This window comes from Marinospirillum minutulum DSM 6287 (assembly GCF_000422325.1).
Taxonomy (GTDB): domain Bacteria; phylum Pseudomonadota; class Gammaproteobacteria; order Pseudomonadales; family Halomonadaceae; genus Marinospirillum; species Marinospirillum minutulum.
In genome coordinates, this window is sequence record NZ_AULO01000008.1 from 201023 (window position 1) to 214397 (window position 13375).

Below are 13375 nucleotides of genomic sequence, written 5' to 3' on the forward strand. Positions count from 1 at the left end.
GCCAAACATTTTAGCTAGCCTTGTTAGGCTACACATCAATTAGAAAAAACTGATACAATGAATTTATTGAAAAAGCAAAAAAATATTACTAACACTATTAGGAATTAATTATGCCAAAACTTTTACAAGTAGACTTTCCCTTCACTGGCCCTTTTGGTGAAGAAATGACTAAAGCTCTCCAAGGCCTAGCTGAATCTATCACCCAAGAGCCTGGCTTTATTTGGAAGATTTGGACAGAGAATGAAAGCTTAAAAGAAGCAGGAGGTATCTACCTTTTTGAAAGTGAAGCAACCGCACAAGCTTACCTTGAAATGCATAGCGCACGCTTAAAAGAGCTGGGTGTTCCAGAAGTTAGAGGCCGTATTTATGATGTGAATGCAGACTTGTCTAAAATTACTCAAGCTGCAGCAATGCTAGGCAGTTAATCTTTTTATTTTAAGCCACTGGCAAACTTGCTAGTGGCTTATTTCATTTGTTAGTTAGATTCAGTGTCAATTTTAACAGCAGGTGTTGCTTGAAAATCGCCATCGGCAGCTACTAGCTGATTTTCTTCACACCGCATTATAAAACTAATGGGGCTGTTTTCTGCGTCTTTCTGCACGAGTAATTCCAATAAGTCGCCACTGAGTAGCGCATTATTAAGCTGGGCTTTTTTGCCATTAACCCAGGCCTTACCCTTAACCCTTTGGTATTTTTGCTGTAGCTCAACCTTGTAGGTATCACCATTAGCTGCTTGCCACTGCCAAATACCCGCTACTTTTGCTGGAACTAGCCACTTAAACAGGTTAATGCCACTAAAGCTTTTTCTTTCATCGGGTCGCCAGTCACCCATATCAAAAGCATGTGAGACAATTCGTGTGCCTGGGCGTAATTCATTTAATAGCCTTGGCCTAAGTTCAACATTCACTAAATCTAGTAAATAAAGCGTAACCACTGTGGCTTGGCTAAAGTCAGCTTCTAGTAAATCATCTTCTATGAAGTCAACCATAAACTCTACGCCTGTATTACCTGCGTACTCCATCGCTTCTGCAATGCGCATAGGGTCCATATCTATTCCTATACCTCGTGCATTTCTGTCTAGGGCGGCAGCAACAACTATGCGCCCATCACCACAACCTAAGTCATAAAGCAGGTCTTTATTGTTCACTTCAGCTAAATCTAGCATGGCCTGTACTACCTTTTCATCGGTAGGCACAAAGGGCACATCTAGAAAGGTTTCGGGCTCTTCAAGGGAGTAATCATCAAAGTCTAGGTCTCTAAAATCTGGATCAGACAAGGTATAATCATCTAAACCATAGTTAGAGTCGCCAAGCTCCTGCTCGTCGATTAAGTAGTTATCGGTATCAAACGCTAGGTCTCTGTACAAGGAATGCACCTGAATAGTAAAAGGAGTTAGATTTTTTGAGCAAAACGCTGCAATTGCATTTCTTGCAAACGACTTAACGCACGTCGAAATGGAAAAGCCAACGCACCTTCAGGATAAAGCTCATCAAGTGGTACTGCAGCTTCTATATAAAGTGGTACGCCTCGGTCATAACATTCATCAACTAGGGCAATAAAGCGCCTAACGCCATCATCTTGATGGGTAAGACTAGGTAACTTTCGATCACCTGCTTCTACAAGTTTAGCGGCATCTTCTGTACCACGCGCTATCTCTTTTTGTTTTTCTGCACCAGTTAACGCTGGCACCTGACCTAACAAAATATGGCTAAACCTATCGCAAAGTTCTATAAAATCAACCGCTGCAAAGACTTGCTCACAAAGGTCTTTATAGTTACACCATAACACTCGCTGACTACGTAAAGCCAATTTCAAATACCTATCACCCAGCAGCAGGGGTTGGCTAACTATCTGTTTTACTGGTTCTTTTTCAGTTAATTCAGCAAAAACTTCTGCCAAGGCTTGGGGTGCATTAATCCAGTAGCGCTGCTTGCTTGCGCCTGGGTGCAAACGGTGATCTGTACCGCCATCAACACTTAAAATTTGCATGTTTTGTTCTATTGCAGCTATGGCAGGCAAGAGTTGTTCACGATTAAAACCATGTTCATAGAGGTTTTGTGGTGGCTGGTTAGAGGTAACCACTAGCACTAGCCCTTCAGTAAATAACTGCTGAAATAAGCGACTCAGTAACATAACATCGCCTATATCACTTATAAACAACTCATCAAAACATAAAACCTTAACTTCCTTGGCTAGCTCTCTGGCAACCAAGCCCAAGGGGTCTTCTTGCCCCGTTAATTGAAATAGGCGCTTGTGTAGCCAACGCATAAAATGATGAAAATGTAAGCGCTTAGCTGGTACTTCTAGACCTTGATAAAAACTATCCATTAACCAAGTTTTACCCCGACCAACTGGCCCCCAAAGGTAAATACCCTGTGCTACTTGTGTAGCTGGCTCTGCTGAATGAAGTGCTTGGTAGCAACGCTCTAAATTTTGCACTACAAGGTACTGAGCGGCATCCTCTTTAAATCCTTTAGCGAGGGCTTGCTGGTAAACAACAAAAGGAGAAAGCACAGCATTAGTTCCTTATTTTTAGCCTTTTAGATGAAATCAACATAAACTAGTTTTTTAAAATTAAATTTATCATAAGTACCACTTTTGTACTTTTAGAGATAACTTGATGTCTATTATTCTAACTTTACACGCGCTCTTGGTACTTTCCTTTACCCTTCGCATTCTATTAAGAGATGACCTATCACCACCTGGGCGCCTAGCTTGGTTCATTGTTTTAAATGCCCTGCCCTACCTAGGTAGCCTGCTGTATTTCCTTTTTGGTGAAATCGACCTAGGCAACCATGCTACCAAAAGACACGATGAAATATTTGATGAAATCAATGCCAAAGCTTCTTATTTTATGGGTGAAAGCAGTAATAGTTACCAACTCATTGAACAAATTTACCAGCCAGCTTTTTTATATGCAGGGTCAATCAATGGTTTTCACCCGCTACCAGGCAATTCTGCCGAGTTAATGCCAGACAGTGATACAACCCTTGCCAGCATGATTGCAGACATTGATGCAGCAACCGATGAGGTGCATGTTCTTTATTATATTTGGTTAACTGACACCACGGGGACAGCCCTAGCGGAAGCCTTAATAGCAGCAGCACTCAGAGGGGTTACCTGCCGTGTGCTAGCCGATGGTTTGGGTTCTAGAGGGTTAATTAAATCCGCTCTATGGCAGCGCATGAAAGAAGCAGGCGTTCAACTAGCCATAGCCCTACCCTTCAGCAATATTATTTACACACTTATCACCAGCCGTGTAGACCTAAGAAATCATAGAAAAATAACCGTGATTGATTCACGCATTACCTATTGCGGTAGCAGAAACTCAGCCGACCCTGAGTTTTTAGTTAAGAAAAAGTACGCCCCTTGGATAGACATAATGCTGCGAATTAAAGGCCCGGTAGTTGCTCAAAACCAGCTTTTATTTGCTAGTGATTGGATGCAAGCAACAGGTGAGTCCTTAGATAACTTTCATCTGGCTGCAAAGGATATTGAAGGTGGGTTCCCTGCGCAGGTTATGGGAGTTGGTCCTACCGAGCGAACAGGTGCAACACCACAACTCTTCTCTAATTTATTTGCTTGTGCAGAAGAGTCTATTCTCTTAACAACCCCTTACTTTGTGCCAGACACAACCGTATTAGAAGCCTTGTGCACTGCCGCTCACCGTGGGGTAACAGTCATGCTTATTTTCCCAAAGAAAAATGATAGCTGGATAGTTGCAGCAGCTAGCCATAGCTATTACCGTAGGTTATTAGATGCTGGCTGTATTATTTACGAGCATAGAAAAGGACTTCTACATTCCAAAATACTCACTGTCGATGGCAAAGTAAGCTTAGTAGGTTCTTCAAATTTAGATTTACGCAGCTTCGACTTAAATTATGAAAACAACCTTTTACTACAAGACAAAAGCCTTACCCAAGCTATTAATGAGCGTCAATACTCTTATATTAAAGGCTCGGATGAAGTTAAACTGCCTGAAGTCCTAAACTGGCCTTTTTATCGAAGGGTGTGGAATAACGTTATCGCAACCCTAGGCCCAGTATTATAGCCTGTTAAACTATTTACTTTACTTGGTTAGCCCAAGGGGCAGTACTTAGGTGCTCCACTAAATATTCAATAAATGCTTTCACTCTAGCAGGGCGCAACCTTCCTGGTGGCGTAACAATATACAAAGCAACCGGCGCTACTTTCCAGTCAGGCATAACCTGAATCAGCTCACCGGTTTGTAAAGCCTCGCCTACCAAGAAGTCTGGCTGCAAGGCTAAACCTAACCCTCTTTTTAAGGCTGGTTGTAAAGCATCGCCATTGTTTACTTTTAAACTACTGGGTGGCAAAGCTTGGGTGTACTCGCCTTCTTTTGCATGGTTAAAGCGCCAATTAGCACCATAGTCATCATAAGCGTAGAGAAGTGCTTTATGTTTAACTAAATCACTTGGGTGCTGAGGAATACCCTGTTTTTCAAAATAGGCTGGTGAACCGACTAAAAGAATACGGATAGGACACACCTGCCTTGCCAGCAAACTGGAATCGACTAGGTTGGCTATGCGTAAAGAAAAATCAAAACGACCAGTAACTAAATCTACCTGCTCATCATTGAACTGAATATCCACTTCAATATCTGGGTACTGCTCCATAAAGTTAGGTAACAAGGGTGCTAAATGACTAATACCAAAAGACATGGGCGATGAAATGCGTATTAAACCCCGCAAGCTTTCAGATTGTTCTTTAATATTGGCTTCAACTTCTTCGCCAATATTTAGCAAGTCATTGGCACTCTCCAAAACACCATAACCACTTTCTGTTAAAGAAATGCCACGCGAGGTACGGTGGAAAAGCGTAATTTTAGTGCTGGTTTCTAAACGCGTAATGGCTTTAGAAACCGTAGCTTGAGAAACCCCCATAGCTTTTGCAGCCTGTGCAAAAGAACCCTCTCGGGCAACTGTGGCAAAGGTAGCCCAAGCATCAAAGTCTGGTAAACGTCGCATTTATAAACCTTAGCAAATTAAGCCATCAAAATTGGAAAGGCTAGTATTCCATTTTAGGCATTCTCTAGATGAAGTTAAAACACTAAACTAAATTCATGTTAAATAACATCACGTTAAAGAGGTGTCCAATGATTGAACTACGTTCATTTAAAAGCTTAGGTGGAGCAAACCATGGTTGGCTTAATGCCAAACACCATTTTTCCTTTGCTAACTACTATGATGCTAAACGTATGAGTTGGGGCGCCCTAAGGGTTTGGAATGACGATATTATTCAACCTAACACTGGTTTTCCACCCCACCCGCATAAAGATATGGAAATTATTACCTATGTTAGGGAAGGTGCCATTACTCATGAAGACAGCCTAGGTAATAAAGGCCGTACAGAAGCGGGTGATGTGCAGGTAATGAGTGCAGGCAGTGGAATAGTACACTCTGAATACAACCTAGAGTCAGTTGAAACACTTATTTTTCAAATTTGGATAGAATCAAACCAAAAGCCTAGCGAACCCTCTTGGGGAGCACGTCCTTTCCCTAAAGACGAACGCTCAGGGAAGTTTATTGTCTTAGCAAGCGGCTTTGCTGAAGACACAGACGCTCTACCCATACGCACCGATGCACGTGTTTTAGGTGCAACTTTAAAAGCGGGTGAAACATTAGAGTATAATTTTAGCAGCCCAGAGCGTTACGGCTATTTAGTTGCTGCCAAAGGCAAAATAGATATTAATGGCCAGCAATTTAATGCACGTGATGGTGCAGCCATTCATCAAGAAGAAAAAATTATTATTACAGCCCTAGAAGAAGCTGAACTGGTTTTAGTTGACGCAAGTTAACCTAGCACTACCCCACTATTTTTTGTAACAAACATTGGAGTTTATAAAATGAGTAAGCAGTTTTTAGAAGCGTTAAAAAAGCGTCGTAGTCAGTATGCCTTGGGTAAAGACCTACCCCTAGCAGAGCAAGAAGTAACTGAAATTATTAAAGAGGCAATTCGCCAATCGCCTTCAGCATTTAATTCACAAAGTTCACGTGCGGTTATTTTACATGGCGCACAGCATGAAAAGTTTTGGGATATCGTTAAAAACGAACTTCAAAAAATTGTTCCTGCAGAAAACTTTGCACCAACAGAAGCTAAAGTTAACAGCTTTGCAGCGGGTGCTGGTACGGTGCTTTTCTATGAAGATCAGGATGTTGTAAAAGGCTTGCAAGAAAACTTTGCTCTCTATGCTGACAACTTCCCTATTTGGTCTGAGCACTCAACAGGTATTGCACAGCTAGCGGTTTGGACTGCGCTATCTGAAGCCAACATAGGTGCCAGCCTACAGCATTATAATCCTTTACCTGATGCAGCCGTAGCAGCTGAGTGGAACATTCCTGCAAGCTGGAAACTACGTGCGCAAATGCCTTTTGGTTCACACCAGGGTGAGTTTTCAGAAAAAGAATTTATGGCTGATGCAGACCGCTTTATTGTTTTATAAGCTTTAAAGCTTCTGCTGTTCTTGGCAAGTAGACTCACTGGTTTGGTGAGCCTACTTGCCATTTTTATTTAACTAAACATCACCTATTTCAAACTCATTCACCAAGGCTTGTAGGTGTTCTGAAACTTCCAGCATTTCTTGGCTGATATCACTAATATCCCTTACCGATTGAGCATTAATTCTGGAGCTGCTCGTTATATCATGCAAAGCAATTACCACCTGTTTACTGGCTGCTTTTTGTTGTTGGGTTGAAAGGGAAATTTGCTTTGCCGCGTTACTCGTTTTACTGGCCGCACCCACTAAAACATTCAGTTCATCTTTGGTTTCTGAACTTAGTTCAATGCCTTTTTGAATTAAAGTTGCACCCTTTTCAGAAGTAATTACCAAGCGGTTAATAGAATCTTGTATTCCTTCAATGCGTTCTTCAATTTCATAGGTAGATTCAGTTACCCTATCGGCTAAATGGCGTATTTCACTGGCAACTACCGAAAAACGCTTACCCGATTCCCCTGCACTAGAAGCCTCTAAAGCAGCATTAAAAGCAATAAGTTTAGTTTGATCAGCTAGGTCATTTATCAAATCCATCATTTTACTTATCGCTTTAGATTGATTACCCAACTGCAACATTTCTTGCAAGCTAGTGGTGCTGTCTTGGTGTATATCCGTCATATTGATATGAAGGTTATGCATGGCATCAGCCCCTTTTTTACTGCTATCTAGGGTTTGATTAGCAACATCAACGACCACATGAGAATAATCGGCTATTTCTGTTGAAGAAGCAGACAGCTCTTCCATTGTGGAAGTAATTTCAGCAACCGATGAAGACATTTGTTCTACTGCCATAACCATCGACTGTTCAATTTTACCTTCTAGGCTTTCAGTGGAACTTACTAAGCCCGCTGATCTAGCCAAGCTTTGTGCTTTAGTACTTATTTGGTCTGAACTTTTGTGCACACCTTTAATAGTAATTTCTAACTGAGCAAATAAATTATTGGTTTGTGCTGCTAACTCACCTAGGCTGCCCCTGTCTTTAGTGTTTAAGCGTTGTGTAACATCCAAAGTTTTAGTTATTACGCCTAGCTGCTGCTGAAAACAAAGAATAGGTTTAACAATACCGCCCTGTACTTGCCAAGTAACCATACCGCCCATACCCAAAATTAGTAGCGCCATCATTAGCATAAACATCCAGGCAGAACTGGAAGCCGCTTTAACCTGTTCAGCAATAATAGTTGCTGGCATACCAACAACATGCACGCCTATTAGTTCACCAGCGGAATTAATAACGGGTAACTGGGTCGCAAACCAATCATTGGTTAATTGAACATTAAATGCGCCAGCAACTAGGTCAGCTTTAATTAAGTTTAAAGATTTAGCAAAATTCACCGCACGGTCGTTAAACCAACGATCATTAGGCAAAAGATAGCCAGCTACCGTCTTATTCTTAGCCAAAACAGGGGCTAGCTTAGTTATGTCTTTATTTAGCAGCATAATATAAGCTCTATCATCTGCTTCAAAATCTCGGCTAACACTGCCAACCCCCTGAAGCACTTCAAGACTGCCTACATACTTACCTTCAATAAAAATAGGTGCTAGCCCTCGTATACTAAAACCAACTAACCCCATTTCTGTTGAAGTAGCAAAGGGCTGCTGGGTTTGAGTCATTTTCTTAATACTAGGACGAAACAATAAGTTATCACCGTGTTTTTCTGGGTTCCAGTTTCTTAACCAAGAATGCCCATCGGCGGTATGAATTTGAATTTTTAAGCCACGGTAATTGGTGGTTTCAGCATAGTTTTTAATAATGCCATTAACATAGCTTAAAGCTGTAGCACGCTGGTCATTAACTAGGTAATGACCTATTAAAGGGTTGTTAGCCAGCATAACGGCTAAACCCAAACCAAAATTTTCTTTAGCTTGAATGCGCTCTCTTAAGACCACCTGCAGAACTTCGCTCTGCTCCTGCATAATTTTTTCTGTCAGCTTGCTGCGGTAATCAAGGGTATAAAGCAGAGCTAACAATAAAAAAACGCCACCAGACAAAACTACAGTAGCAAGTAAGCGTTTCTGAAAGGTTAGTGAAGAGAACACATTAAATTTCCTTATATAAATTTAGCACTAACGAGTTTCATCTAAAAAATAGGAGACTGCAACCAGCAACAGACAAAAAAGCCAGCACTAACCAAGATTAGTGCTGGCTTATACTTTTTTTGCTCTGTGCTTTTAATGAAGAATTAACAGGGGTAACTGGGTATTTTCGATCATTTTTAAGGTGTTGCTACCCAAGAATACGGTTGCTAATTTAGAGTGAGAAAAAGCACCCATCACTAGTAGGTCAACCGCTTCTTTTTGCTTGTATTCTTCTAAAGAATCAAAAATATTGCCTTCAAGAAAACTAGCTTTAACTTCAAAACCCTTTTCAACTAACAAGGCTTCTGTTTGCTTAAATTTTTCTTCCAACTTGGCTTGCTTGTTTTTTACTGTAACTAAATGGCAAGTTAAGCCCTGTAAAAGCCCGCCTTCAATAATTTTCTTCACTGCTTTATCAGCTGTTGCTCGTCCATCATAGGCAAGCATAAAGCTTTTAGGCTGCACAAAATTTTTGTTAACTATTAGCACAGGTGTATGCGCTTGACGTATTACCTGCTCTATATGCGAGCCTAGCATTTTAAATGTTTTGGCCTGGTCTTCACCTAAGCGACCAACCACTAGCAGCCGTGCATCCGATTCCAAATCCAAAATCGCTTCAACAATACCCCCGTGGCGTTGCATTGTTTCAATACGCTGACAGCCGTTAGTTGTAGCTAACTGCTGGGCTTCTTCTAAGATAGCTTTGCCAAGCGTTAAAGCAATTTTGCTACGCTGCTCGTCTAGCGACGCCATTTCTTTTAATAGCGATGAGCGAGCACCTAAGCCTATTGCACCACTTAAATTTTCAACGGCAGGCGCATGTGTTTTTTCAATGGCATGTAGCAACAGTAGGGTTTTATCTAACTTAGTGGCTGCCCAAACACCTGCCTTACATACATCATCTGAAAGCGCTGAACCATCAATACAAGTAATTATTTTGTTCATTGTTTTCTCCTTAATGGCCAGCCATCAGTTTTTCAACTTCGTTAGGGTCATTATGCACGCCAAACTTATCTACAATAGTTTCGGTTGCCTCACTCATGCCCACAACTTCTACTTCTGCACCGTCACGCTTAAACTTAATAACCACCTTATCTAGCGTGGCAACGGCGGTGATATCCCAAAAGTGCGCCTGACTAAGATCAATAACAACTTTTTCAACCACTTCTTTAAAATCAAATGACTTAATAAACTGTTCAGAAGAAGCAAAGAACACCTGACCCACCACTTGGTAAACGCGTGTACCTTCTTCAGAAAGCTTAGACTTAACATACATAATGCGGCCAATTTTGTTGGCGAAAAAGAGCGCAGATAAAAGCACACCCACCAGCACACCCAAGGCAAGGTTATGGGTTGCAACTACCACCAAGACAGTAGCAATCATCACAATATTGGTCGAAACAGGGTGTTTCTTTAGGTTAATAATTGAAGTCCAAGAAAAAGTACCAATAGAAACCATGATCATTACCGCAACCAAGGCTGCCATAGGAATTTGTTTTAACCAATCACCTAAGAAAACAATTAACACTAAAAGCAAAGCACCAGCAGTAAAAGTAGATAGTCGACCACGACCACCCGATTTTACGTTAATAACCGACTGACCTATCATGGCACAACCAGCCATACCACCCATTAAACCAGCACCTATATTAGCAATACCCTGTCCTTTACACTCACGGTTTTTATCACTGGGTGTATCCGTTAGCTCATCAACTATGGTTGCTGTCATCATAGACTCAAGCAAACCAACAATCGCCAAACCTACCGAGTAGGGCAGAATAATCATTAAAGTTTCTAGGTTTAAAGGTACATCAGGCCATAAAAAGATAGGCAGCGTATCGGGCAGCTCACCCATATCGCCTACAGTACGTATATCTAACCCAAGCAATATTGCTACAGCCGTTAAAGAAACAATACAAACCAAGGGTGATGGAATGCTTTTACCTATAACAGGAATATAAGGAAAGAGATAAATAATACCCAAACCCACTAGCGTCATAGCATAGACATGCCAGGTTACGTTGGTTAATTCAGGTAATTGCGCCATAAAAATAAGAATGGCAAGGGCGTTCACAAAGCCGGTTACTACCGACTGAGAAACAAAGCGCATTAGGCTACCTAGTTTTATATAACCGGCTAAAATCTGAATAACACCCGTTAAAAGCGTAGCTGCCAAAAGGTATTCAAGGCCGTGCTCTTTAACCAGCGTCACCATTAGCAAGGCCATAGCGCCTGTGGCGGCTGAAATCATGCCTGGGCGACCGCCCACAAAAGCAATAATAACGGCAATACAAAAGGAAGCGTACAAACCAACCTTAGGGTCTACACCTGCAATAATAGAAAAAGCAATTGCTTCAGGGATGAGTGCCAAGGCAACCACCGTACCTGCTAACAGGTCACCTCGTATATTAGAGAACCATTCAAGTTTTATATTTTCAAGCATAATGAACCTTAATTAACTAAGCTAGAGCGCCACTCTGGCAACAAATACCAAGTTATATGTAGATGATTTCACAGTAAGATAACTGGTGAATCTAAAGGGGGGGTAAGCAGATAAAAACCGAAGAATTCTGACACTGATCCTAGCTAGATGCAAGGAACGGCCTACTCCACTAATCTAGCAAGGCCATCACGGGTAAAGTTTTCACTACCCTCGGCAATAACACATAAATCATGTCTAATGGAAGAAGCGAAGGTCTAGCAATTAGAATAACAAAACTCTATAACCACTTTTTTTAAGCAGGCATAAAAGTAACCATGCAAATTCGATTTATCAATCAAATTAGCCAGATTAATGACCAGCAATGGCAGCAATTAGATAATGCCTCCAGCAACCCTTTTATAAGTAAGCATTTTTTACAAGCCTTAGAAGTCTCAGGCGCAGCAAGTCAGCAGGGTGGTTGGCAGCCACACCACCTAATAATAGAAAGTAACCAGCAGCTTATTGCCTTTATGCCGCTTTATTTAAAAACCCACTCCTATGGTGAGTATGTTTTTGATTGGTCCTGGGCTGATGCTTATCAACGCTATGGTTTAGCCTATTACCCCAAGCTGGTTAGTGCCATTCCTTACACTCCCAGCCAAGGAGAGCGCTTGCTGGTTCATCCTAATTACCAAAAAGCTGATCTAGTGCCTTTATTGGTGGAAGCCATTAAAACAGAAGCAAAACGTCTAGGGGCTTCTAGCTGGCACCTACTTTTTACCCAAGAAGATGAACAGCAACTTTTTGCTAATCAGCAGCTACACACACGTTTAGGCTGTCAATTCCACTGGTTTAATACTGAAAACTGGCAAACTTTTGATGCTTTTTTAAGTAGCTTTAGTGCTAAAAAGCGTAAAAATGTTAAGCAAGAAAGGCGTAAAGTGAGGGATCAGGGTTTACTCGTGGAGCGAGTGGAAGGCAAAGCAATAACACCCGCCTTGCTTGAGCATTTTTATCACTGCTATCAAATCACCTACTTAAGGCGTGGGCGGCAAGCCTATTTAAGCCAAAGTTTTTTTGAACAACTTTTATTGCTTATGCCAGAACAAATGCTGTTAGTTGTTGCTAAAGAAGAAGCAACTCAGCAACCCCTAGCAGCGGCACTTTTCTTTTATGATAAAACCAGCCTTTATGGTCGCTATTGGGGTAGCAAGGTAGATGCTGACAGCCTGCACTTTGAAGCCTGTTATTACCAAGGCATTGAATACTGCTTAGAAAAGGGTTTAACCCACTTTGACCCAGGCACTCAGGGCGAACATAAAATTAGCCGAGGCTTTCAGCCCCTTATCACTCAATCTCACCACTGGTTAGCAGAAGCCACCTTCAATAAAGCTATCCAGCAGTTCGTTCAAGAAGAAGCGCTTGGTGTTCAACACTATGTAGAACAAGCCTGCCAACAACTACCCTTCAAAGCTGAGCATTCTTGTGTGACATCTAAAAGAGTGATAACTTAAAAAAATTTCATTGATTACAAGAAGTTAAAAAACATGAGTGCCTATTACCAATTTATTGCTACCGAAACAGCAGCCGATGGTGCTGTAACTAGCACCTACACTTCCACCCACCATGCCCAAGGTGCGTGGAATACTCACGAACAACACATGGCGCCAGCCAGTGGCATTATTGCAAGGGAACTAGAAAGCTTTCAGCCCCGTGATGACATGCGTATAGGGCGCCTTAGCTTCGATATTTTTGGACTTATTCCTGCCGGTGACTTCTCCATTACTACCCGTGTGATACGCCCAGGTAGAACAATTGAACTGGTTGAATCAGAGATGCAAGCGCAAGGAAAAACCTGCATAGTTGCTCGGGCTTGGCGCATGGCTACGCAAACGAGTACTGAAGTAGCGGCTTTAGAAGATAAAACAGTGAACCATCCTGACACCCTCCCTGTATGGAAAGGCATTTCTCACTGGCCAGGCGGTTACATCAAAAGCCTTGAAGCCAAGGTAGATGAAAACCACCGTGCTGGTAAAGGCCTAGTCTGGCTAAACACATCAATACAAATGGTTGAAAACCAAGCTTCTAGTGACTTTGTTCATTTAATTGGCATGGTTGATACCGCTAACGGTACAGCACCCCGCCAAGGCAGTAATATTACTTGGGTTTTTCCAAACCTAGACTTACAAATTCACCTTCACCGCTACCCTACTGGTCGATGGCTAGGCCTTGAAGTAGTGCAGCAATACGGAAAGGACGGCATAGGCTTAACCAGCTCTGTTTTACACGATGAGCAAGGGCCTTTTGGACGCAGTGAGCAGATTTTAACGCTCAGAAAGCTAGGTTAATGCTTTGGTTCTGCT

12 protein-coding genes are annotated in these 13375 nt (G+C 41.8%); 6 read left to right on the forward strand and 6 right to left on the reverse strand.

Going from position 1 to position 13375, the window contains the following annotated elements; all coding sequences use genetic code 11:
* Nucleotides 1–110: 110 nt before the first annotated feature.
* Nucleotides 111–425: a monooxygenase gene (locus tag H571_RS0100985; protein WP_027847671.1), complete on the forward strand. Its 315-nt coding sequence runs from the start codon at nt 111–113 to the stop codon at nt 423–425.
* A gap of 50 nt (nt 426–475) precedes the next feature.
* Here the strand turns inward: H571_RS0100985 and H571_RS13760 are convergent, their stop codons facing one another.
* Together H571_RS13760 and zapE are read right to left on the reverse strand one after the other, a co-directional pair.
* Nucleotides 476–1366: a class I SAM-dependent methyltransferase gene (locus H571_RS13760; RefSeq protein WP_211219740.1), complete on the reverse strand. Its 891-nt coding sequence runs from the start codon at nt 1364–1366 to the stop codon at nt 476–478.
* A gap of 26 nt (nt 1367–1392) precedes the next feature.
* Nucleotides 1393–2514, reverse strand: coding sequence for a cell division protein ZapE (gene zapE / locus H571_RS0100995; protein WP_027847672.1), 1122 nt, complete (start codon nt 2512–2514; stop codon nt 1393–1395).
* 106 nt (nt 2515–2620) lie between these two features.
* On the opposite strand from zapE, the gene cls reads away from it, so the two are divergent.
* Complete coding sequence (gene cls / locus H571_RS0101000; protein ID WP_027847673.1) at nt 2621–4051, forward strand: cardiolipin synthase; 1431 nt, start codon at nt 2621–2623, stop codon at nt 4049–4051.
* Nucleotides 4052–4064: 13 nt separating this feature from the next.
* On the opposite strand, the gene H571_RS0101005 is transcribed toward cls, so the two are convergent.
* Nucleotides 4065–4988, reverse strand: coding sequence for a LysR family transcriptional regulator (locus H571_RS0101005; protein ID WP_027847674.1), 924 nt, complete (start codon nt 4986–4988; stop codon nt 4065–4067).
* A gap of 128 nt (nt 4989–5116) precedes the next feature.
* Here H571_RS0101005 and H571_RS0101010 point away from each other — a divergent pair, with 128 nt between their 5' ends.
* Together H571_RS0101010 and H571_RS0101015 are read left to right on the forward strand one after the other, a co-directional pair.
* Nucleotides 5117–5818, forward strand: coding sequence for a pirin family protein (locus H571_RS0101010; protein ID WP_027847675.1), 702 nt, complete (start codon nt 5117–5119; stop codon nt 5816–5818).
* Nucleotides 5819–5866: 48 nt separating this feature from the next.
* Nucleotides 5867–6463 carry a nitroreductase family protein gene (locus H571_RS0101015; protein WP_027847676.1) on the forward strand — a complete coding sequence of 199 codons (597 nt, stop codon included), beginning with the start codon at nt 5867–5869 and terminating at the stop codon, nt 6461–6463.
* Between the two features lie 72 nt (nt 6464–6535).
* On the opposite strand, the gene H571_RS15380 is transcribed toward H571_RS0101015, so the two are convergent.
* The 3 genes from H571_RS15380 to H571_RS0101030 all read right to left on the reverse strand — a co-directional run bounded on the left by H571_RS15380 (nt 6536) and on the right by H571_RS0101030 (nt 11033).
* Nucleotides 6536–8551 carry a methyl-accepting chemotaxis protein gene (locus H571_RS15380; RefSeq protein ID WP_051168047.1) on the reverse strand — a complete coding sequence of 672 codons (2016 nt, stop codon included), beginning with the start codon at nt 8549–8551 and terminating at the stop codon, nt 6536–6538.
* Between the two features lie 132 nt (nt 8552–8683).
* Nucleotides 8684–9535, reverse strand: coding sequence for a universal stress protein (locus H571_RS0101025; RefSeq protein WP_027847677.1), 852 nt, complete (start codon nt 9533–9535; stop codon nt 8684–8686).
* 10 nt (nt 9536–9545) lie between these two features.
* Nucleotides 9546–11033, reverse strand: coding sequence for a SulP family inorganic anion transporter (locus H571_RS0101030; RefSeq protein WP_027847678.1), 1488 nt, complete (start codon nt 11031–11033; stop codon nt 9546–9548).
* Nucleotides 11034–11347: 314 nt separating this feature from the next.
* On the opposite strand from H571_RS0101030, the gene H571_RS0101035 reads away from it, so the two are divergent.
* Complete coding sequence (locus H571_RS0101035) at nt 11348–12526, forward strand: GNAT family N-acetyltransferase (protein ID WP_027847679.1); 1179 nt, start codon at nt 11348–11350, stop codon at nt 12524–12526.
* Nucleotides 12527–12559: 33 nt separating this feature from the next.
* The gene (locus H571_RS0101040) at nt 12560–13360 is read left to right on the forward strand and encodes a thioesterase family protein (protein WP_027847680.1); all 801 of its coding nucleotides are present in this window, start codon (nt 12560–12562) and stop codon (nt 13358–13360) included.
* Nucleotides 13361–13375 lie beyond the last annotated feature (15 nt).

Excerpts from the sequence above, each read along its gene's own strand:
- H571_RS0101005 (WP_027847674.1), bottom strand. The coding sequence starts at position 4,988 with ATGCGACGTTTACCAGACTTTGATGCTTGGGCTACCTTTGCCACAGTT.
- H571_RS0100985 (WP_027847671.1), top strand. The coding sequence starts at position 111 with ATGCCAAAACTTTTACAAGTAGACTTTCCCTTCACTGGCCCTTTTGGT.
- H571_RS0101025 (WP_027847677.1), bottom strand. The coding sequence starts at position 9,535 with ATGAACAAAATAATTACTTGTATTGATGGTTCAGCGCTTTCAGATGAT.
- H571_RS0101040 (WP_027847680.1), top strand. The coding sequence starts at position 12,560 with ATGAGTGCCTATTACCAATTTATTGCTACCGAAACAGCAGCCGATGGT.
- H571_RS0101015 (WP_027847676.1), top strand. The coding sequence starts at position 5,867 with ATGAGTAAGCAGTTTTTAGAAGCGTTAAAAAAGCGTCGTAGTCAGTAT.
- H571_RS0101035 (WP_027847679.1), top strand. The coding sequence starts at position 11,348 with ATGCAAATTCGATTTATCAATCAAATTAGCCAGATTAATGACCAGCAA.
- H571_RS0101010 (WP_027847675.1), top strand. The coding sequence starts at position 5,117 with ATGATTGAACTACGTTCATTTAAAAGCTTAGGTGGAGCAAACCATGGT.
- cls (WP_027847673.1), top strand. The coding sequence starts at position 2,621 with ATGTCTATTATTCTAACTTTACACGCGCTCTTGGTACTTTCCTTTACC.
- H571_RS0101030 (WP_027847678.1), bottom strand. The coding sequence starts at position 11,033 with ATGCTTGAAAATATAAAACTTGAATGGTTCTCTAATATACGAGGTGAC.